Source organism: Amycolatopsis sp. ATCC 39116 (assembly GCF_000231075.2).
Lineage (GTDB): Bacteria > Actinomycetota > Actinomycetes > Mycobacteriales > Pseudonocardiaceae > Amycolatopsis_E > Amycolatopsis_E tucumanensis.
The window spans coordinates 331,336-351,583 of the sequence record NZ_AFWY03000001.1; the positions used below are offsets into that span (position 1 = coordinate 331,336).

21 protein-coding genes and 1 pseudogene are annotated in these 20,248 nt (G+C 72.2%); 6 read left to right on the plus strand and 16 right to left on the minus strand.

Going from position 1 to position 20,248, the window contains the following annotated elements; genetic code table 11:
• Positions 1–3 precede the first annotated feature (3 nt).
• The 3 genes from AMY39116_RS0301755 to AMY39116_RS0301765 are packed head-to-tail and all read right to left on the minus strand — an operon-like array spanning position 4 to position 3,088.
• A complete protein-coding gene (locus AMY39116_RS0301755) occupies positions 4–1,275 on the minus strand; it encodes an FAD-dependent oxidoreductase (RefSeq protein ID WP_020415997.1) in 1,272 nt (423 codons plus the stop codon).
• The gene (locus tag AMY39116_RS0301760; RefSeq protein WP_020415998.1) at positions 1,272–2,045 is read right to left on the minus strand and encodes an aspartate/glutamate racemase family protein; all 774 of its coding nucleotides are present in this window, start codon (positions 2,043–2,045) and stop codon (positions 1,272–1,274) included. Before AMY39116_RS0301760 ends, AMY39116_RS0301755 begins: the two co-directional genes overlap by 4 nt.
• Positions 2,042–3,088, minus strand: a complete 1,047-nt coding sequence (locus AMY39116_RS0301765; protein WP_020415999.1) for a leucyl aminopeptidase — start codon at positions 3,086–3,088, stop codon at positions 2,042–2,044. The genes AMY39116_RS0301760 and AMY39116_RS0301765 overlap by 4 nt, the downstream gene beginning before the upstream one ends.
• 149 nt (positions 3,089–3,237) lie before the next feature.
• Between AMY39116_RS0301765 and AMY39116_RS0301770 the strand changes: the two genes are divergently transcribed.
• Complete coding sequence (locus AMY39116_RS0301770) at positions 3,238–3,741, plus strand: MarR family winged helix-turn-helix transcriptional regulator (RefSeq protein ID WP_027935545.1); 504 nt, start codon at positions 3,238–3,240, stop codon at positions 3,739–3,741.
• A gap of 201 nt (positions 3,742–3,942) precedes the next feature.
• Complete coding sequence (locus AMY39116_RS0301775) at positions 3,943–4,575, plus strand: LysE family translocator (RefSeq protein ID WP_020416001.1); 633 nt, start codon at positions 3,943–3,945, stop codon at positions 4,573–4,575.
• Between the two features lie 3 nt (positions 4,576–4,578).
• Here AMY39116_RS0301775 and AMY39116_RS0301780 read toward each other — a convergent pair whose 3' ends face one another.
• Positions 4,579–5,013, minus strand: a complete 435-nt coding sequence (locus AMY39116_RS0301780) for a nuclear transport factor 2 family protein (protein ID WP_020416002.1) — start codon at positions 5,011–5,013, stop codon at positions 4,579–4,581.
• A 124-nt stretch (positions 5,014–5,137) separates the two neighbouring features.
• Here AMY39116_RS0301780 and AMY39116_RS42035 point away from each other — a divergent pair.
• A pseudogene (locus AMY39116_RS42035) lies at positions 5,138–6,271 on the plus strand (FAD-dependent oxidoreductase); the annotation flags it as partial.
• On the opposite strand, the gene AMY39116_RS45180 reads toward AMY39116_RS42035, so the two are convergent.
• Entirely contained in the window at positions 6,218–7,186 is a 969-nt protein-coding gene (locus tag AMY39116_RS45180; RefSeq protein ID WP_235716031.1) for an EamA family transporter, read from the minus strand. The pseudogene AMY39116_RS42035 and the gene AMY39116_RS45180 sit on opposite strands and share 54 nt — an antisense overlap.
• Before the next feature lie 78 nt (positions 7,187–7,264).
• Here AMY39116_RS45180 and AMY39116_RS0301800 point away from each other — a divergent pair, with 78 nt between their 5' ends.
• Entirely contained in the window at positions 7,265–8,140 is an 876-nt protein-coding gene (locus AMY39116_RS0301800) for a LysR family transcriptional regulator (protein WP_020416006.1), read from the plus strand.
• On the opposite strand, the gene AMY39116_RS42040 is transcribed toward AMY39116_RS0301800, so the two are convergent.
• From AMY39116_RS42040 to AMY39116_RS42045, 10 genes are all read right to left on the minus strand, one after another.
• Entirely contained in the window at positions 8,088–8,711 is a 624-nt protein-coding gene (locus AMY39116_RS42040) for a class II glutamine amidotransferase (protein ID WP_020416007.1), read from the minus strand. The genes AMY39116_RS0301800 and AMY39116_RS42040 overlap by 53 nt on opposite strands.
• A 331-nt stretch (positions 8,712–9,042) precedes the next feature.
• Positions 9,043–9,540: a hypothetical protein gene (locus AMY39116_RS0301810; protein WP_020416008.1), complete on the minus strand. Its 498-nt coding sequence runs from the start codon at positions 9,538–9,540 to the stop codon at positions 9,043–9,045.
• Positions 9,537–10,721 carry an aconitase family protein gene (locus AMY39116_RS0301815; RefSeq protein WP_020416009.1) on the minus strand — a complete coding sequence of 395 codons (1,185 nt, stop codon included), beginning with the start codon at positions 10,719–10,721 and terminating at the stop codon, positions 9,537–9,539. Before AMY39116_RS0301815 ends, AMY39116_RS0301810 begins: the two co-directional genes overlap by 4 nt.
• Positions 10,718–11,986 (minus strand): aconitase/3-isopropylmalate dehydratase large subunit family protein, encoded by a 1,269-nt coding sequence (locus AMY39116_RS0301820; RefSeq protein ID WP_020416010.1) that lies wholly within the window; start codon positions 11,984–11,986, stop codon positions 10,718–10,720. Before AMY39116_RS0301820 ends, AMY39116_RS0301815 begins: the two co-directional genes overlap by 4 nt.
• On the minus strand, positions 11,983–12,477 hold the full coding sequence (locus AMY39116_RS0301825; protein ID WP_020416011.1) for a hypothetical protein: 495 nt from the start codon (positions 12,475–12,477) through the stop codon (positions 11,983–11,985). Before AMY39116_RS0301825 ends, AMY39116_RS0301820 begins: the two co-directional genes overlap by 4 nt.
• Positions 12,474–13,553 (minus strand): ornithine cyclodeaminase family protein, encoded by a 1,080-nt coding sequence (locus AMY39116_RS0301830; RefSeq protein ID WP_020416012.1) that lies wholly within the window; start codon positions 13,551–13,553, stop codon positions 12,474–12,476. Before AMY39116_RS0301830 ends, AMY39116_RS0301825 begins: the two co-directional genes overlap by 4 nt.
• A complete protein-coding gene (locus AMY39116_RS0301835; protein WP_020416013.1) occupies positions 13,550–14,500 on the minus strand; it encodes a hypothetical protein in 951 nt (316 codons plus the stop codon). The genes AMY39116_RS0301830 and AMY39116_RS0301835 overlap by 4 nt, the downstream gene beginning before the upstream one ends.
• A complete protein-coding gene (locus AMY39116_RS0301840) occupies positions 14,500–15,633 on the minus strand; it encodes a Xaa-Pro peptidase family protein (RefSeq protein ID WP_020416014.1) in 1,134 nt (377 codons plus the stop codon). The genes AMY39116_RS0301835 and AMY39116_RS0301840 overlap by 1 nt, the downstream gene beginning before the upstream one ends.
• Positions 15,634–15,641: 8 nt before the next feature.
• Positions 15,642–17,039 carry an MFS transporter gene (locus tag AMY39116_RS0301845; RefSeq protein WP_084505991.1) on the minus strand — a complete coding sequence of 466 codons (1,398 nt, stop codon included), beginning with the start codon at positions 17,037–17,039 and terminating at the stop codon, positions 15,642–15,644.
• Between the two features lie 72 nt (positions 17,040–17,111).
• Entirely contained in the window at positions 17,112–17,585 is a 474-nt protein-coding gene (locus AMY39116_RS42045; protein WP_157358363.1) for a MarR family winged helix-turn-helix transcriptional regulator, read from the minus strand.
• A gap of 246 nt (positions 17,586–17,831) precedes the next feature.
• Here AMY39116_RS42045 and AMY39116_RS0301855 point away from each other — a divergent pair, with 246 nt between their 5' ends.
• Both AMY39116_RS0301855 and AMY39116_RS0301860 read left to right on the plus strand, forming a co-directional pair.
• Entirely contained in the window at positions 17,832–18,668 is an 837-nt protein-coding gene (locus AMY39116_RS0301855; protein WP_051123455.1) for a DUF1206 domain-containing protein, read from the plus strand.
• A gap of 23 nt (positions 18,669–18,691) precedes the next feature.
• Positions 18,692–19,084: a hypothetical protein gene (locus AMY39116_RS0301860; RefSeq protein WP_020416018.1), complete on the plus strand. Its 393-nt coding sequence runs from the start codon at positions 18,692–18,694 to the stop codon at positions 19,082–19,084.
• Between the two features lie 3 nt (positions 19,085–19,087).
• Here AMY39116_RS0301860 and AMY39116_RS0301865 read toward each other — a convergent pair whose 3' ends face one another.
• Complete coding sequence (locus tag AMY39116_RS0301865) at positions 19,088–20,218, minus strand: NAD(P)-binding protein (RefSeq protein WP_020416019.1); 1,131 nt, start codon at positions 20,216–20,218, stop codon at positions 19,088–19,090.
• Positions 20,219–20,248: the final 30 nt, after the last annotated feature.

Genomic DNA, 20,248 nt, shown 5'->3' on the forward strand with positions numbered 1-20,248 from the left:
GCCTCAGCGCGCGAACTGGTAGTGGATGGACTCGGTGTCCGGATCGGTGAGCGGGCTGCCGTTCCAGAGCCAGTCGTAGGACACGTCGGACTCGCCGTCGAACCGGCGCAGCTTCTCGTCGCGCTCGCGCTGCTCGGGGCCGTCGGGGAGGTGGTAGAAGCTCATGTTCTGCAGGGAGGCGTCCTGGACCATCCCCGCGTGCTTGGCGCGCCGGTCGACGTAGCGGATCAGGGCGCCGTCGATCCCGTCGCGGGTGACGCGGCCCAGTTCCTCGGCGAGCACCGCGGCGTCCTCCATCGCCTGGGAGGCGCCCTGCGCCTGGTAGGGCAGCATGGCGTGGCAGGCGTCGCCGAGCAGGGCGACCCGCCCGTCCACCCACACCGGGTCGCGCCGGCGCCGGTACATGGCCCACACCGACACGTCCTCGTCCTTGGCCTTCGACAACACGGTCGGGACCCGATCGTCCCAGTCCTGGTACTCCGCCGCGAGCTCGGCGGCGGTCGCCGGACCGCTCCACTCCCGTTCGATCGTCTCACTGCACGGCACGATCGCGACCACGTTGAGGTACTGGCCGCCGCGGATCATGTAGTGCACGAGGTGCTTGTCCGGGCCGTACCAGATGGTCGAGTGGTAGCGGTCGACGAGAAACCGGGTGGCCGGGTCCTGGGCGACCAGGTCACCGGGGATCAGCGCGCGGTAGGCCATCTCGCCGGAGAACACCAGGGTGTCGTCGAACCCGGCGAGGTCGCGCACGGCCGAGCGGATGCCGTCGGCGCCGATCACCACGTCGCCGGTGAAGCGGCGGCCGTCGGCGGTGATCACGGCCGGGCGTTCCGGCTGGGCGCGGTCCAGCTCGACGACCCGCGCACCGGTCGCGACCTGCACCACCGGGCCGTGGCCGTCCGGGTCCACGCACGCGTCCAGCAGCACGCCGTGCAGGTCGGCGCGGTGGTAGTGCCAGTACGGGGCGCCGTAGGTGTCGGTGACCCGCTGTCCCAGCGGCAGCTGGGCGATGATGCTGCCGTCGGCCCACCGGCGGCGGACCTGGTCCTGCGGCTCGGTGCGCACCCGTTCGAGCTGGGGGCGCAGGCCCAGTCCGATGAGGATGCGGCTGGCGTTGGGGGCGGTCTGGATGCCGGCGCCGATCTCGCCGAGTTGCGGCGCCGCTTCGACCACGGTGACCCGCAGTCCTCGTTGCCGCAATGACAAGGCCGCGCACAGGCCGCCGAGGCCGCCGCCGACGACCACGACTTCGAACGACTGGCTCGCGCTCATGCCGGCCTCCTCGTCTCGTCGCCCGTGTCCGCGAGCAGCCGCCCGGCGCCGGGCACGCGCGGCTCCAGCCCGAGCTCGGTCAGGATCCGGTACGTGGTCGCGGTGGCCGCCGACAGCACCGGGATTCCGATCTCGTCCTCGACGGGCTGGATCGACGGCAGCGACGGCATCTGCACGCACGCGGACAGCACCAGCGCGTCCACTTCGGACAGATCGAGCTTGCGGTGGTGCTCGCGCAGGTCGGCCGGGTCCAGCCGGGCCACGGCGAGGTTGTCCGGCACCTCCAGCGACAGCGCGTCCACCACCTCGACCCCGGCGTCCTCGATGTAGTCGGCCACGGCCTGCGTCAGCGGCTTCAGGTAGGGGGTGATGATCGCGATCTTGCGCGCGCCGAGCGCGGCGATGCCGGACAGCAGCGCACCCGCGCTGGACACGACGGGCGCGGCGCAGCCCTCGGCGCGCAGGACGCGGGTGATGTCGTCCTCGGCGGTGCAGTGGTAGCCGGGGCCTTGCGCCATTATTGCCACCAGGCACGCGGTGGCGACCACGTCCGGGCGGGCGTCGGCGAGCTCGGCCGCCGCGCGTCCCGCCTGCGCGTTCATCGCGCGCAGCTGCTCCGGGTCGACGTGCTGCATCCGAGCGCGCGCGGAGTGGAAGACGAACCGGTCTCCGGGCTCGGTCTCCTCACGGGCGCGCAGCATCCGCGGCAGCTCGGTCTCCATGGTGAGGTTCGAGCTGGGGACGATCATCCCGATGTGGTGGTCGGTCATCGCTTCTCCGCCGGGCGCATGTCCTTGACGGTCAGCTCGCCGGCGTCGACGATCAGCTCGTCGTCGAGGTAGAGCGAGTTGCCGCGCATCGGGATGTCGAAGTGGCACGGCGTGTCGTTGGGGCCGCCGAGCTCGTTGTTGGGGCCGATGGAGAACATCACGTTGCCGTAGAAGCTGCGCAGTTCCATGCCCATGCCGCCGGGGAACTGGGTCAGGCCGTGCCAGTGGGCGCGTTCGTCCAGGCCCCAGCCCACGTGGCTCATCCCGTAGCCGCGGGGGTCGTGGAAGCTTTCGATGTAGGAGCGCAGCAGGTCGGCGTCCAAACCGGACGATCCGGCGCCGCCGCGGATGTCGCGGATGAAGCCCTCCTCGATGGTGATCTCCACTGGGGTCTGCACATAGGTGTTGAACGGCAGCAGCACGTCGCCGGGCGAGAGCACGATCTTGCCGTCGACGCCGTCGTCGGCGCCGCCGGTGAACACGAACGCGGCGGGCCAGTGGTCCCAGCGGCCGGGGGTGTCGGTGTAGCCGTACTCCGACATGGTCGGGTACACGCCGAGCCGGTAGGTGACGTCGGTGCCCGCCGGGCTGGTGATCCGCATGGTGCTCGCCTTGGCCAGCAGCTCCGCGCCGATCTCCACGCGCTCGCGGAGTTCCTTGGTGGGCATGAGGCGGGCCAGCAGCTCGGGCGGCTCGACGGCGGTGAGGATGCGCGTGCCGGCCTCTTGGATCGCGAACTGTTCCTTGCTGAACAGCAGGAACGTGCAGTCGACGACCATGTCGACGTCCTTGAGCGCCTCGACCGCGCGGGGGATGTTGCCGAGCCCGGAGTCGCCCACCGCCCAGGCGCCGGACGCGCTGACCGGCGAGGGCAGTCGCATGTGGTAGGTCGCGGCGCCCAGCTGCTGGGCGGCCCACAGGAAGGCGTCGGCGTACTCGGCCCGCTCGCCGCCGCGGGTCAGCACGACCACGGTCTCGCCCTCGTGCACCCCGGAGAACGTCAGCTGGCGTAAGCAGATGTCGTTGAACAGGTTCTGGTCCATCGGTGACCACCTCCGCCTATAATCCGAACACGTATTATCCGGATACGCAAGAGTTCGCGGGCGAGAAGCAGGACTGCAACACGAGCGCAATAGTCCGGACACGTAGGATCACGGGAAGCCGCGAGCCTGAAGTCATGGGGAGGGTCTTGATGGGTGAGCCAGTGCGGGCAGGCCGACGCGGCCGGGGAGCCCCGGCCGTCACACCGGCGCCGCCCCCGGATCTCCTGGCCGCCCCCGGCTACGGCGCCCGCCGCATGTACCAGGCCTACCTGGCCGCGTGGAACCGCCACGTGGACTCTGTGCTGACCGGTCCCCAGTTCGCGGTGCTGTCCGCCGTGCGCGCCTACCCCGGGAGCGACCAGAGCTCCCTGGCCGGTGCGGTCGCCCTGGACACGTCCACGATGGCGGACCTGTGCCGCAGGCTCGAACAACGCGGCCTCATCCGGCGGGTCGAGTCGCCCCGCGACGCGCGCCGCAAGCTGCTGTCGCTCACCAAGGAGGGCTCGGCGGTGCTCACTCAGGTGAACCGCCGGGCGCGCCGCCTGGACAAGGCGCTACTCGGCTCGGATTCGGGCGACGTCGACGTCGCGGGGCTGCTGAACACGCTGGGCGCGCGATGGGAAGCCGTGGCGGCGCTCGACGAGCTGGACTGACGACCGCTCGCCCGTCAAGGGACGCGCAGTCGCTGTGCGCGCCGGGACGCAGCGCGGCACGACGGGCCGTCCCGACGCTCACGCCGGATTCGGCTGCGCCGGCTTGGCCGCGCCGTCCGGGCCGCCGCGGCGATCACGGTCGCGCCGCCTTACTCCGATTTCGTTTGAAAGCACGGTCGTGCCGCGGGCAGGATGCCGGGCATGGATCTCCTCGCGGTGCTGCCCGCCTTCGCCCTGGCCGTGGTCCTGATTTCGGCCTCCCCGGGGCCGGCGATGGCCCTGATCCTGCGCCGGGCGGCGGTGCGAGGGTTCCGCGGGGCGGTGCCGACCGTGCTCGGCCTCGAAGCCGGGCTGTACCTGTGGGCGTTGTTCGCCGCGACGGGGCTCGCGGCACTGGTCGCCGCGTCCGAGGTCGCGTTCCTCGTGCTGCGGATCGTCGGCGCCGCGTTCCTGATCTACCTGGGGGTCAAGGCGTGGCGGTCGGCCTGGCGCCCGGCCGCGCCCGCTGACGAGCCGCCCACGGCGTCGGCCAAGGGCTGGGCCAAGGCCTTCGCCGAGGGCGCGCTCGTCATGCTGGCGAACCCGAAAGCGGCCGCGTTCATGATCGCGTTCTACCCGCAGTTCGTGCCCGACGGCCGTCCGTTGTTCGCCACGACCGCGCTGCTCGCCGTGTTCCAGGTGGCCCTGGAGACCGTGCTGTACCTGGCGCTGGCGGCCGCCGTGGGCCGGGCAGGCGGGTGGTTCCGCCGGTCCGCGGTGCGCCGCAGGCTCGACGCGATCAGCGGGACCGTTCTGGTCGCCCTCGGAGTGCGGATGGCCGCGGAGAGCCGGTGACGGTCAACGGGCCCGGTCGAGTGCGCCGGTCAGGGCGACCGGGCTGATCACGAGGTGGTCGAAGCGCCAGCCCCGCTCGGTGCGGCGCGCCCGGTAGTGGTGGATCCCGGCGGCGATGGCCTCGGTCTTGTCGTCGAGGACGAACACCGCGATGTCGTGGGCCCGCACCGTGGCGGTGTCGCCGTCGACGTCGATGACGAGGTTGGACTTGCTGTGCAGGGTGCGGGCGTAGGTGTCGTGGTTCGAGCGCGCGAGGTCGACGAGCGCCTCGATCCCCTGGGCCTCTCCGCGCGCGGAGGTGACGACGACGTCCTCGGTGAACAGCCGGTCGGTTTCGTCGTAGCGGTGTTCGTCGATCCACAGGCTGTGGCGGGCGACGAGGTCCGCGAGTTCGGCGCGGTCAGCGAGTTCGCGGATCTGGGTTTCGGTGGTGATCATGGGATCTCGACTCCTGGTATTTCATTAGGCTGACAAATGTTTGTGCCACTAACGATAGCACGGTTCTTGGCGCGAGGGTTGCGCCCGCGCGGTCCGTGGTAGTCCCGCTCCGAGGAGGGCGGACATGGTGGAGCGGGCCGAGGTCGTCGTGGTCGGTGCGGGGCTGGCCGGGCTCGCCGCGGCCCGGACCCTGCAGCGCGCCGGGCTGCACGTGCTCGTGTGCGAGGCCGGGGACGACATCGGCGGCCGGGTGCGCACCGACGTGATCGACGGTTTCCGCCTCGACCGCGGGTTCCAGGTGCTGCTGCCCGCCTACCCGGCCGTGCGCGAGATGGTCGACGTCTCGGAGCTGCGGCTGCAGTACTTCACTCCCGGGGTGGTCGCGGACGGGCAGGCGCTCGCGCCGCCGTGGCGGCACCGGAGCGCGGTGCGGGACCTGCTCGCCTTCGGCGCCGGGCGGCCGCGGGATGTCGCGGCGCTGCTGGCGATGTCGGCGCGGGACGTGCTCGCGCCCGCCCGTCGGCTCAAAGCGGGCGAGGATTCGACGATCGCCGAGGACCTGGCCCGCCGCGGGGTCAGCCCGCGGACGGTCGACGAGGTGCTGCGCCCGTTCCTCGCCGGTGTGTTCCTGGACCGTCCACTGCGGACCTCGGCGCGGGCGTTCCACCTGGTGTGGCGGAGCTTCCTGCGTGGCGGCGGCGCCTTGCCCGCGTCCGGGATGGGCGCGCTGCCGCACCTGCTCGCCCGCGACCTGGTGCCCGGGACCGTCCGATGTGGAGTGCGAGTGACCGGGATCTCCGGCGAGGGTGTCACGACCGACCGCGGCGAGGTGCGGGCGCGGGCGGTCGTGGTGGCCGCGCCCGAGGCTCTGCTGGGCGTGCCCGAGCCGGACTGGCACGCGGTGACGACCTACTACTACCGGACGAGCGGCCGCCCGCCGCTGCGGCAGCCGACGTTGCTCACCGACAGCGGCGAACTGCTGCTCAACACGGCGGTGATCAGCGCGGTCGCGCCGGGGTACGCGCCGCCGGGGCAGACGCTGGTCGCCGCGTCGGTGCCGGAACGCTGCGACACCGGCAACGAGCTGGAGCCGCACGTGCGGACCACGCTCGCGCAGGTCTACGACACGACGACCACGGACTGGGAGCTGGTGGAGACCTACGCGATCGCGCGGGCGCTGCCGGTCATGCCGGCCGGCCACCCGCTACGGCAGCCGGTTCGGCTCGCGCCGGGCCGCTACGTGTGCGGTGACCACCGGGACACCAGCTCCATCCAGGGCGCCTTGGTGTCCGGCCGCCGCGCCGCCGCGGCCGTGCTGGCGGATCTGCACTCCGGAACGCTGCCCGGCGACGATGGCCGCTAGGGCGAGCGCGAACCCGGTGAGCTGGACCGGCCCGAGCGTCTGCCCGAGCACGACGACGCCGAGCAGCGCGGCGACCATCGGCGACAGCAGGCCGAGCACCGCGACCGAGGTGACCGGCAGCCGGGTGATCCCGCGGAACCACAGCACGTACGCCAGCAGCCCGCCGACGAGCCCGAGCCACACGTAGCCGAGCACGGCGGGCAGGTCGACCGCGGGTGGCGCGCCCTCGACCAGGAACGTCACCGGCACCAGGAACAGCCCGCCCGCGGTCAGCTGCCAGGCGGCGAACGCGGTCGGACCGGCCCCGGCGGGGCGGCCCCACTTCTTGGTGAGCGTGACGCCCAGCGCCATGGTCGCCGCGCCGCCCAGCCCGGCCAGGATCCCGGCCGCGTCGAAGCCGGCGGCCGGGCCGAGCACGACCAGGCCCACCCCGACGACGCCGGTCACGCCCCACGCGAACCGCCACGCCGACGGGCTTTCCCGCAGCACCGCGACGGCGAGCACGGCCACGACCAGCGGCTGCGTGGCGCCCAGGGTGGCCGCGACGCCGCCGGGAAGCCGTTCGGCGGCGACGAACAGCAGCGGGAAGAACAGGCCGATGTTGAGCACGCCGAGCGCGGCGGCCTTCCACCACCAGGCGCCGCGCGGCAGCGTCCGGGTGACGGCGAGGGCGATCAGGCCCGCGGGCAGCGCCCGGAGCAGGCCCGCGAACATCGGGTGCGCGGGCGGCAGCAGTTCGGTGGTGACGACGTAGGTCGAGCCCCAGACCACGGGCGCGAAGGCGGCCAGTGCGGTGTCGCGGAGTTTCACGGTTCCAGTCTTGGCGTCCGCGATCGATGAGTCCAACACATGTTCGTCAAGTGATCCATCGTGATGCACGATGGATGGGTGGAACTCCAGCAGATGCGCTACGTCGTCGCGGTGGCCGAGACGGGCAGCTTCACCCGCGCCGCGCAGCGGTGCCTCGTGGTGCAGTCGGCGCTCAGCCACCAGATCGCCCGTCTGGAGCGGGAGCTGGGCGCGCGCTTGTTCGACCGCACCAGCCGCCGGGTGCGGCTGACCGCGGCGGGCGCGGCGTTCCTGCCCGCGGCGCGGCAGTGCCTGGACTTCGCCGAGCGGGCGGCGGCGGAGGTGGCGGCCGCGGTGGGCGAGGTGCGCGGGCGGCTGAGCCTCGGGGTGATCCCGACGGTCGCGGCGGTCGACCTGCCTGCGGCGCTGCGCGAGTTCCGGCGGCGCTACCCGCAGGTGCGGGTCGGCCTGCGGATGGCGGCGAGCCACGAACTGCTCGAGCAGGTCCGGCAGGGCGCGCTGGACCTGGCGTTCCTCGGCCTGCCCGTCACAGCGCGGCCCGAGGGCGTGCGGGGACACGAGCTGGCGCGGGACCGGCACGTCGCGGTGGTCGCGCCCGGGCACCCTCTGGCGGGGCGGGCGTCGGTGGATCTGGCCACGCTCGCGGCGGAGCAGTTCGTCGACTTCACCGCGGGCACACCGGGTCGGGCCCAGTCGGACCAGGCCTTCGCCGCGGCCGGTCTGCACCGCGAGGTGGCGTTCGAGGTGACGACGGCCGAGCTGATGGCCGGGCTGATCCGGGAGGGCCTCGGGGTGGCGATGCTGCCGTCGACGTACGCGCCGCAGTTGTCCGGCGTGGCGACGGTGCCGGTCACCGACGCGCCCGGCCGGGTCGAGCACCTGATCTGGAGCACAGCCGGCCTCACCCCGGCGGCCGCTGCCTTTCTCGAGGTGCTGGGGGTACCGGACAGTTGACGCCGTCCGCGGTCGCTGCCGCTGGGGCCACCGGAGTGAACGGGCGCAGCTCTTCGCGGCCGCCGTGGACGACGATGCACGTGGATTCGGGCACCTCCCGCCACGCGCCACGCAGTTCGCCCAGCGGCTCGGACACCACGAGCCGCGCGTCGTCGGACAGCACGTGCAGCGCCGGGTTGTCCGGGTACTGGTGCCGGAGCGTGGAGACGTCGACGCTGTGGAACAGCGACCTCGACCGGGCCTCGCTGGCCACCGCGGCGACCGGATCGGCCTCCAGGCCGAAGGTCACGGCGAGGTAGAACAGGATCTCCGGGTCCGTGGACCCCTGGATCTCCGGGAAGACCAGCGGGTCGACGGCCAGGGTGAGCTCGCGTCGCACGGCGGGAAACCCGGCGATGAGCCCGTTGTGCATCCACAGCCGGCGGCCGTGGCGGAACGGATGGCAGTTCGTCTTCTGCACCGCCGATCCGGTCGACGCGCGGATGTGCGCGAACACGTGCCCGGATTCGAGCTGCGCCGCGATCTCCCGGAGATTGCGGTCGTTCCAGGCGGGTTCGGTGCTCAGGAACACCCCCCGGAGTCGGCACGGCGCCGTACCACCCGACACCGAACCCGTCCCCGTTCGTGGTTTCCGCACCAAGGCGCGCGTGCTTGCTCTGCAGGACGAGCGAGTTCGCGGGCTTGTAGAGGAGCTCGTCGAGGCGCACGGGCGAACCGGAATACGCCAGCCAGCGACACATATCGGGCCTCCCACGTCGGCAAGCACTCCCCCACTGTCGCCGCCACGCGATCCGCGGTCCTCGTCCGCGACGGGTGAGGTCCGGCACCCGGGCTGGGCGCGCCGTCCCGCTGACCGCGCCCCACGGGGCCGGGGTGGGCGGCCACCCCGTCCCCTGGCCTGCTCAGGCGAACAACTCGCTGCGTTGCGCCGCGAGCTTGATCAGCCCGCCCGCTTCGAGCATCTCGAGCAGGAACGGGTCCGCCGGCTCGGCCGTGCGTGTCGCGCCGGTGGTCTCGTTGCGGAACTCCCCGGTGGCGATGTCCACGGTGAGCTCGTCACCGTCACTTGCCAGCGTGCTCACCCCGTCCAGCGCGAGCGCGGGCAGGCCGATCTCGAAGCAGTTGCGGTGGAACGTCCGCGCGAACGTGTCCGCCACGACGCACCCGATGCCAGTCGCCTTCAGGGCCTTCGTCGCGATCGCCCGGCCGGAGGACTGGCCGAAGTGCCGCCCGGCCACCACGATGTCGCCGGGCCGCACCCGCTTCGGGAACTCCGGGTTGAGGTCCTCCAGCACGTGCTTGACGATCTCCGCCATCGGCTCGAACACGTGCTCCGACTTGACGAGCCGGTCGGTCGGGATGTTGTCGCCGAACTTCCAGCAGCGCCCGGTGAACCTCATGCTCCCACCTCCGTGATTTCCCCCGCGACCGCCGACGCCGCGACCGTGGCCGCGGACGCCAGGTACATCTCCGCCTCCGGGCTGCCGTTGCGGCCGGGGAAGTTGCGCGAATGCGTCGAGATCATCCGCTCCCCCGCCGCCATCGCGCCCATGTTGATGGCCTGGTTCGACCCGGTGCTGGGCGGGAACCACGTCGCGCCTGCCTCGTGCAGCGGCAGCACCAGCCCTTCGCGCATCGCCTCGGAGAACACCTCGCGACTCGAGGGCACGATGTTGAACCGCACCGACGGGTGCACCTTCCGTCCCCGCAGCACGGCGGCCGCGGTCCGGATGTCCTCCAGCCGCCCGCCGCCGTGCCCGCCGAGCTCGGCCCAGCCGACCGGGGTGCCCGCGGCCTCGCCGACCGGGCGGACATTGCCGACCGTGGGCGGGCAGGCCACCTGCGGCACCACTTCGCCGACATCGAACCGCAGCACCCGCGCCGGCTCTCCGGTGCCCTCGGGTTCGGCGAAGGCGCACTTGGCCCCGAGGTCGACACACAGCAGCGGGAACAGCCAGCGGTCCCAGAACTCCACCTGCTTGACGTACGGCCCGGCGAACTCCAGGGCCGCGTAGTTCAGCTCGCCCTCGCCGATCCGCCCGACCAGCCACAGCGCGATGTCACGCGGCGTCGTGCCCGGCCGGGGGGTGCCGGACAGCTCGATGCGCACCGTCTGCGGCACCTTGAACCACGCCTTGCCGTAGGGCAGCACGGTGCCGGCGTGCGAGTCGTTGCCCAGTGCGACCGCGAGCGCGCCGACCGTGCCGTGCACGGGCGTGTGGCTGTCGGACCCGACCACGATCATCCCGGGCTTGACCAGGCCGCGCCGCACCAGCACGTGGTGGATGTTCCCGCTGCCGCAGTCGAACAGGTGGATGCCGTGCCGCCGCGCCCACTCCCGGTTGAACTCCAGCACCTCCGCCTGCCGTTCGGTCGGCGGCGAGAACTGGTGGTCGAACACCATCACCACCCGGTCCGGGTAACGCACCTGGGCGCCGGGGATGCGGTCGAACACGCCCGCGGTCAGGTAGCCGGACAGGTCGTGCATGATCAGCCGGTCGACGTTCGCGATCACGATCTCGCCGGGCTCGACCGAGGAGCGCCCGCCGGCGCGGGCCAGGATCTTCTCGACGGTGTTCATCGCGCCACCGCCACGATCTCGGCGGGGTGGGCGATGCTGCCGCGGATCGCGGTCGCCGCCGCCGTCGCCGGGCTGCCCAGGTAGATCTTCGAGTCGTAGCTGCCCATGCGGCCCTGGAAGTTGCGGTTGGCGGTGGAGAAGGTGACCTCGCCGTCGGCCATCGCGCCGCCGTTGCCTGCGCAGGCGCCGCAACCCGGGTTGGTGACCATCGCACCCGCTTCGATGAGCGTGCCGAGGATCCCGTCGGCCGCCGCCCTGGCCATCACCGTGGCCGAGGCGGGGGTGACGATGAGCCGCACCCCGTCGGCCACCCGGTGCCCGGCCAGCACCCGGGCGGCGATGGCGAGGTCGTCGTACTTGGCGTTGGCGCACGAGCCGATGAACACCTGGTTCACCTTCGTGCCCGCGACCTCGTCCACGCCGACGACGTTGTCCACCGTGTGCGGGACGGCGACCTGCGGCTGCAACGTGGACGCGTCGACCGTGAGCTGCCGCTCGTACCGCGCGCCCGGATCGGGCAACAGCACGTCGTAGTCCCCGGCGCCCGCCTCGTCGAGGTAGGCCAGGGTGGTCGGGTCCGGGGCGACGAAGGCGTTCTTCGCGCCCATCTCCATCGCCAGGTTGCAGAACGTCATCCGCTCCGACACCGACATCGCCCCGGTGAACGAGCCGCCGAACTCGACCGAGCAGTAGGTGGCCCCGTCGGCCCCGAGGTCGCCGATCAGCCGCAGCATGACGTCCTTCGGGTAGGTCCCTGGCGGCAGTTCGCCGTCGACGTCGATCCGGATGCTCTGCGGCACCTTCATCCACAACTTCCCGGTCACCCACGCGGCGGTGATCTCGCTGAACCCGACGCCGGTGCCGAACGCGCCCAGCGCGCCGTAGATCGTGGAGTGCGAGTCGGTCCCGATCACCAGCTGCCCGGGTTTGATCAGCCCCTTCTCCATCAGCACGATGTGGGCGATGCCGGCGTTGACGTCGAAGAAGTTCCGCACGCCCATCTTCGCGGCGAACTCGCGGCACAGCTGGTGGTCGGCGGCCGTCTTCGCCGTCTGGGCGGGCGAGATGTGGTCCATCACCATCGCGATGCGGTCCACGTCGTAGAGTTCGGAGACGCCCATGCGTTCCAGCGTCCGAATGCAGCGCCAGCTCGCCGTGTGGCTCATGTAGAGGTCGGGGTAGGCGTCCACGATCTGCCCCGGGTCGAGGTCCGTCTCGCCCGAGGCGCGCTCGAGCGCCTTCTGCGCGAACGTCTTCGCGGTCATGCGTTCCTCCGCATCAGGTAGGGGATCAGACCGCCGGCGGCCAGGATGTCCTGGATGCCCTGGGGATAGGGCGCGAAGGAGAACCTCCGCTCGCCCACCTCCACCACGCCGGCTTCGGGGTCGACCCAGACGGGCGTGGCGCCGTCGACGGCCGCGACCGCGCCGGGGCACTCCACCGCGATCAGGCCGGTGTTGATGGCGTTGCGGAAGAACACCCGCGAGAACGAGGCGGCCACCACGGCCTTGATGCCGGCGCCGATCAGGCAGCTCGCGGCCTGCTCGCGGGCGCTGCCGCAGCCGAAGTTGCGCCCGGCGACCACGACGTCGCTGCGCCGCAGGTGCTCCTGGACGTCCGGACCGAGCGGCTCGAACGCGTGCTCGCCCAGCTCCTCCGGGTCGATGCTCACCAGGTACCGGCCGGGGATGATCACATCGGTGTTCACGTCGTCGCCGAACACGATCGGCGCGCCTCCGGTTCGAGTCTCGCTCACGGGCTCGTCTCCTCCAGGAACCAGTCGGTGGGCACGACGTGCCCGAGTTCGCGCTGCTCGGCGAGTTTCAGCGCGCGAGCGCACACGGCGGCGAACTGGATGCCCATGCCGGTGTTGTTGGCGAAGATCGTCACGTCGTCGCGGCGAGCGCGGGCGGGACCGTCCTCGAGCAGGATGTCGCCGAGCTCCTTGATGTCCTCCCACTTCATCCGCCCGCGCTCCACGGGGCCGAGGATGTCGAACTGCTTGTCGTGGTGGACCTGCTCGCGGGAGAGCACGACGATCCGGTCCGCGCGGTCGAACGTCGCGTCGTCGAGCTCGCGGCGGGTCGCGGTGCCGTCCGGGGAGGTGATCGCGGTGACGTGGGTGCCCGGGTCGAGCCAGGCCCCGTCGAAGCACGGGTCCATCGCCGCGGTCGCGCAGGTGACGATCCCGCAGCCCTCGACGGCCTCGCGCGGAGTCTCGGCCGCGACGATCCGCCGTCCGGTGCGCTCGCTCCAGGTCTTGGCGAACGTCTTGCGGTGCTCGGGGGTCGGGCTGTGGACCCGCACCTCCTCGATGTCCGGCCGCACCATCAGCAGGCACTCCAGGTGCGCCTCGGCCTGCCACCCCGACCCGAACATGCCCGCCACCCGGACGTCGGCGTTGGACAGTTCCCGGATGCCCAGCGCGGAGGTGGCGCCCACGCGCATTTTCTGGATGAAGCTGTCGTGCAGGATCGCCAGCGGCTCCAGGGTCTCCATGCTGTAGAGCGTGACCAGCCCGACGTAGCGGCCGCCGGGCGCGGCCGGGATCAGCCTGCGGCGCTGGACACCGCTGGGCAGGGTCTCCACGCCCGCGATGTCCGAGGTGATGCGCAGGGCCCACACACCGCTGGAGACATTGCCGCCTTCCTGGGACTTGAAGCGGTAGCGGAAGCCGGGGTGGCGCGGGTCCTCGACGGGGAAGTAGGTGTGGTTGCGGGGCCGGTTCGCGCCCAGGCCCGAGGCGAGCTCGCGGTAGGCGGTCTCCAGCGCACCGATGGTCTCTGCTGGGGTGAGGACCTGCTCGACATCCGCGTTCGACAGTATTCTCATGATGCGAGAACTTCCTTTCCGGTCAGGGATTCCGCGCCGGTGGCGGTGACGAGCACGGTGTCGGCCGCCACGGCGTCGCCGCGCTCGACGGCGACCACGACCACCTCACCGGCGCCCAGCACGCGGTCGGGCGATCGGCCGAGGTACTCGCCGTCGGTGGACAGGTCGGCGTGGTGCACCACGCGGGCAGGCACGTCGCCGGTGCGCACCCCGTCGGCCACGGCGCCCACCGCGGCGCGCAGATCCGCCGCCAGGGCCGGGTCCCGGGCCACGCGCAGCCAGCTGGTGCGGTACTGCCCGGTGATCTCGACGGACGTGTCGCTCGCCCGGACGAGCACGTCGGTGAACCCGGCGTCGCGGGCATGGAGTTCGGCGGCGGCGACCCGTTCCCGGTGGGACAGCCCGCTCACCGTGGCCGCCGACACCGCGCCGGCGAGCGCCGTTCCCGCCTGCCGCAACAGCGTCTTCTCGGCCTCGGACGGCCGCAGGCGGAACCGCCGGACCAGGCCGTCGAGCGGACGCACCACCCAGCCGGGAGCCGCGGCGCTGACCTCCTCGATCAGCGGGGCCGGCCACAGGGCGGCGTCGACAAGGCCGAGCGTGCCGGGCTGCCGGTCGTCGAGGAAACCGCCTACCAGCGCGCCGAACGCCTTGCCGCTGCGCAGCTCGGTGAGGGTCGAGGTGCGCCGCATCCACGGATGCACTCGCGGCGACAGCTTCGTCAGCAGCGCGGGGTCGCCGTCGGCGGGGATCGCGAGCATCCCCTCGTTCCAGTAGATGCACAGGTTCGTCAGGTAGGCGATGTCGTCGGAGCGGTGCACGTCGCCGTAGCAGAGCGCGACCTCGACGCCCTCCGCGGTCAGCTGCTCGCGCACTGCGCCGATGCGTTGGCGCCACTCGGTTTCCGGGATCTCCCCCGGATCGCGGACGACGAGACCTCGCTTCATCAGGCGTTCACCTCGTTGGTTTGGAAGAGCTTGCGCTCGGTTTCGACCAGGACCTCGCAGCCGTCCGCGGTGACGCGGACGGGATCGCCGAGCACGTGGTAGCCGGCGATCGGCGTGTAGGTGTTGGGGTGGATGATGAACACCGAGTTCTCCGGCAGTACGGTGTGGTTGCCCTCGATGATCGGCGTTTCGTCCATGTGCAGCCCGTGCCCGTGCCCGCGCACCCGCGTGTACTGGCTGGTGCAGTACTCGCCGTAGCCGTGCCGCCGGAACACGTCGTTCTGCGCCACCGCGACCTCGTGCGCGGTGACGCCGGGCTTGACGACCGCCATCCCGGCGTCGACCGCTTCGTTGAACAGGTCGAACGACCGCTTCTGCGCGTCGCTGGCGGTCCCGACGACGGCGGACCGGCAGATCTGCAGCCAGTACCCGTCCATCTGGGGGGTGAGCTCGGTGCGCACCATGTCGCCGTCCTCCAGCCGGCGGTCCGAGGGCGGTGTCATGCCGCGCACCTCGTCCTTGCCGGAGGCGATGAGCATGAAGTTGTCCTCGGCGCCGAGCCGTTTGATCTCGGCCTCCACCGCGGCCACCACCCGGTACTCGGGCAGGCCGGGTTCGAGCACGTCGACGAACGCCTGCCACCCCGCGGCGCACACCTTCGCGCTGCGCCGCATGCGGGCCAGTTCCCACTCGCTCTTCACCAGGCGCGCCTGGTCGAGCAACGCCGTCGCCGACACGATCTCCGCGGCCGGGAGCGCTTCCCGGACGAGGTCGAGCAGCATCGAGGGCAGCAGCTCGTAGTGGGCGATGCCGATCCGCCGCGCGCGGCTGTCGCCGAGCCGGGTGCGGAACTCGCCCGGCTCGGCCGGGTCGAGGAAGTGCGCGTCGGTGACCCAGCCGCGGCCCGCGATCTCCGCCACGTCCTGCCGCCGCGTCGAGTACGCGCTCGCCTCGCCGGTGGCGGGCAGTGCGACGAACGCGGCGCTGCCGGTCACCCTGGCGTCGGACAGGTACCGCACGTTCTCCCGGCGCCAGCCCGGTCCGAATGCGAGCAGCAGGTCCAGGCCCGTCTCGGCCATGGCGTCCCGCACCTTGCGGTGACGCAGGTCCCGCTCTTGTTCATCGGTCGTCATTCGTTCCCCTATTCCACAGTGGTCGGTGCGGGCCGGTGACTGGGCCGGTCCGGAGTGGACAGTTCGGCGGCGATCTCCTCGACGCTCTTGCCGCGGGTCTCCAGGGTCCCGATCAGCCCGGCGAGGGCCGCGATGCCGGAGAGGACGGCGAAGAGCACGAAGAAGACGTAGGAGGAGGCGTGCCAGGAGAGCACGAACCCCACGGTGACCGGCATGAGCAGCCCGCCGACCTTCTGCCAGGCGGCCGCCCAGCCGAGGCCGGTGGCGCGGTTCGCCGTCGGGTAGAGCTCGCTGGCGTAGACGAACAGCGTGCTGCCGGCGATGCCGCTGCCGAAGAACGTGGCGAGCGCACCGGTCAGCACCACGGCGGCCGTCCCCTGCACCGCGCCCCACACCAGGCACAGCGCCCCGCTGACCAGGAACGCCGGCGCCAGGGCCCAGCGGCGGCCGATGTGGTTGACGAGCTGTCCCGCGATGACGGCGCCGGCGACTCCGGAGGCGGTGATGATGCCCGTGTAGGCGAAGCTCGACAACAGGCCGATGCCGCGGGACTTCAGCACGGTGGGCAACCAGGTGGACAGTCCGTAGAGGAACGCTCCGGCGCACACCTCCATCACCCAGAGCGTGATCGTGAAGCGCAGGTACCTGCCGCGCACCAGGTTGCGCACCGAGCCCGTGGGCTCGCGCCGCACCGCGGAAGCGGGTTCGGCGGCGCCCGTCCCCACCGGGGCGCCGGTGAGCAGGTCGACGATCCGCCCGGCCTGCTCCCGGCGTCCGCGGGAGAGCAGGTACCGCACGGATTCCGGCAGCGTGAGCGCCACCAGCGCGGCGATCAGCACGGGGATCGCGCCGACGAAGAACATCGAGCGCCAGCCCAGCGCGGGCACGATGCCGACGGCCACCGCGGAGGCGACCGGCAGCCCGATGAGCCAGGCGGCCGTGGCGAGGGTGACCATCGGGCCGCGCCGGCGGATGGGCACGAACTCCGCGATGTAGGGCAGGACGATGGCGATCTCGGCGCCCAGCCCGACGCCCTGGACGGTCCGGGCGGCCACGAGCACCGGGTAGCTCCAGGCGACGGCCGCCAGCAGCGAGAAACCGCCGAACACGAGGATCGCGCAGGCGAGCGGGTACCGGCGGCCGAGCCGGTCGGAGGCGATGCCGGCGACCGCGGCGCCGACCAGCATGCCCGCGAACAGCGCCGAGCTGAGCGCACCGGCCTCGCCGCTGGTGAGCGCGAAAGCCGCGATCACGCCCGGCAGGACGAAACCGGTGAGGTTGATGGTGAATCCGTCGAAGAAATGACCCGCGATCGCGGTCAGGTAGATCCGCGTGTGCTGCGGGGTGAACGCGGCGTGGTCCAGGCGGTGGAGCAACTGCGCGTCCGTACTGCCTGATCTGGGCATGGGTGGACACCTCTCTGTGTACGAACACCCTTGATTCACGGCCCGCGACGAGCGGGCCGGCGCGCCCGGCCGTCAGCGGTCGTCGAGACGGCTTTCGGTCTCGGTGTAGATGCGGTGCATGACGGTGAGCAGATCGTCCTTGATCCGCTCGTCCAGCCCCGCGGTCAGCTCGGCGCTGAACTTCTCCAGCGCCAGCCGGCCCGCCTCCTGCGCTTCGCGCCCCTCCGGGGTGAGCGCGAGCGCCATGGTCCGCCGGTCGGCCGCCTTCGTCTCGCGGGTGAGGAGGCCCTGCTTGACCAGCTTGTTGACGCTTTCCGACATGGTGGGCGGGTTGCGGTGGGCCAGGCGGCACAGCGCCATCAGCGACGTGTGGCCCGCGCCCACCCGGGTCAGGATCCGGTACTGCCGGATCGTCAGGGGCACGTCCAGTCCGGCGAGGATCTCGGTCTGCAACCGGGTCAGACGGCCGGCGAACGAGAGCAGCACCTCGCCGAAGGACTCCCCGGCCATGCTGTCCGGCGCGGGCCGGTCGGTTTCGTCGCTCACTTCGCCCACCAAACTGTTCGGTACCCGAAATGTTGTCGTAGCTGAAGGTACCCGGCGCGGGCCGCCGAAGACAAGAGCCAAAAAGCCGCGAGCAGTCCGGGACTCCGCACCGCCGGGTCTGGTCGCCCTCGCGGTCACCGCCGGCACCGTCCTTTCCCGACACGACGCCGCCGGGCATAGCGGCACCGCCTCCGGGGTACCCCCGATCGAGTGATGGTCGGGGGTGGTGGATGAGGAGGCGCATCGATGACGAGCAGTGCGGCGACGAACAGAACCACGGGCCGTCCGGCGCGGGTGAGAGGCCGTTCCGCGGCACAGGCCGCCGGGCGCGCGGGCATGGTCTGCTGGGGTCTGGTCCACCTGGTGGTCGCCTACCTGGCGATCCGCGTCGCGGCGGGGGACGGTGGCAAGGAGGCCGACCAGAAGGGCGCACTGCAGGAGGTCGGGTCCACCGCGGCCGGCCAGGTGGTGCTGTGGGTGCTCGCGATCGGGCTGATCGCGTTCGGGGTGTGGCAGTTCATGATGGCCGCCCGCGGCTACACGTGGGTGCCGAAACGGGGCAAGCGGATGCGCAAGCGCGCCGGGTCCGCGGCGCGGGGTGTGGTGGTCCTGGCGCTGGCCTACACCGCGATCCGGCTCGCCACCGGCAGCGGCTCGGCCGGCGGCAACCAGCCGCAGCAGGAGTTCACCGCGCGGCTGCTCCAGCTGCCCGCCGGGCAGGCGCTCGTCGCGGTCGCCGGGGCGGCGGTGGTCGCGGTCGGCGTCGCCGCGGCGGTCAAGGGGTTCAAGCGCAGCTTCCTCAAGGACCTGGACCTGCCGGACCTGCCGACGGGCACCCGCAAGTGGGTCGAGTGGCTCGGCTCGGCGGGCTACGTCGCCAAGGGCGTGGTGTACGCGATCATCGGCGGCCTGCTCGGGTACGCCGCGCTGCGCTCGGACGCCGGCCAGGCGGGCGGGGTCGACAAAGCGCTCCGCACGCTCGCGGCCCAGCCCTACGGCGTCGTGCTGCTGGCCATGGTGGCGATCGGGCTGGCGGCGTTCGGCATCTACTGCTTCGCCGCGGCGCGCGCACACAAGAGCTGAGCCTTCTGGCTAAGCTGACGCCCGTGACCATCTGGACGGACGTCATCAACTACGTACGCATCCGGTACGAGGTGCTGGAGGAGAGCGAGCACTGGCTGCGCTTCCGCCTGGACACCGACGGCGGCCGCACCCAGCAGGTCACCGTGCACCACCTGCCCGACGTCGACGGCGCCGAGTGGGCCGAGATCTCCTCGGCCGTCGGCTGGGCCGACAAGATCGACCTGCGCCGCCTGCTCGAACTGGCAGGCGGCTCGTCGGTCGGCGGCGCCGCGATCGTGGACGGGGTGGCGCTGATCAAGCACACCGTGCCGCTGACGTCGCTGCACCTGCGGGAGGAGTTCGAGCGGCCGCTGCTGTCGGTCGTCGCGCAGGCGGACACGTTCGAGAAGGAACTGTCCACCGGCGACGAGTTCTGACCCTCACTCCCCCAGCGCCAGCCGCACCGCCCGCAACGCGCTGGTGAACGACACCTCGCTGAGCACCCCCGGCGCCGCCACCTGGTCCCCCACCAGGAACACCCCGTCGCCGCGCGCGATCGCGGGCCGGTCGCGCCAGCTCGTCCCCGGCGAGTCGACCGCACCGGTGCGGCCCGCGGCCACGGCGGTGCGCGTCCAGGTGGTCCGCTCGCGCCAGCCGGGGTAGCCGAGGTCGAGCAGGTGGTGCGCCCGCGCGAGCCCGTCGGACTTGCCCTCGCCGGGCGCGATCGGGATCTGCGCCTGGACCAGCTGCTCCCCCTCGGGGGCGAGCGTGCGGTCCTGCGCGGTGAACCGCTCCACCCAGCCCGGCGCGTCCAGGTCCGACACCGCGAACGCGTCGCCCCGCCGGGTCCGGACCGCCACGTCGACCAGCGTCGTCCGCCCGCTCGGCCAGCGCAGGCCGTCGTCGCCGAGCAGGGTGCGGGCGGCGTCGAGCGAGGTCGCCACGATCACCGGGCCGCCGGTGGGCAGGGTGTCGACGCGTGATCCGGTTTCGATCTTCACGCCGAGCTCGGCCGCCAGCGCGCCCATCCGGTCCAGGACCGCGCCCCAGCCGCCGCGCGCGTAGTGCGCTTCGGGCGGGAACTTCCCGGCCCGGTGCAACCGCTCCTGGATGAAAGCGGCCGACAGCGACCCGGGGTCGTGGTGGAACGTCGCCACGGCCACGTAGTTCGCGGCGACCCGGGCGGTCCGCTCCCCGGCCAGCGCGCTCGCCCAGGTGACGACGTCCTGGTCGGACGGCGCTTCCCGGCGCAGCACCTGCCGGAGCATCCCCAGCGGTGGCAACCGCCGCAGCCGGCCCTCGTGGTGGTAGCGCAGCCGCAGCCCCTCGGCGGGCGGGATGGGCGCGAGCGGGCGGAGCAGCTTGCGCCGGTCGAGCCACTTCCAGTGCGGGCCGCCCCGGTAGAACGCGTGCGGCCCCTCGTTGACGCGGTAGGGCGGCGCGGCGGTGCGCCCGCGGCCGCCGAGTTCGCGGTGCGCTTCGTGCAGCACGACGCGCGCGCCGCCTTCCGCCGCAGCGATGGCGGCCGTGAGCCCGCCGATCCCGCCGCCGATGATCGTCACCTCGACCATGGGTCCCTCCCCGGGAAATCAGTGATCGTT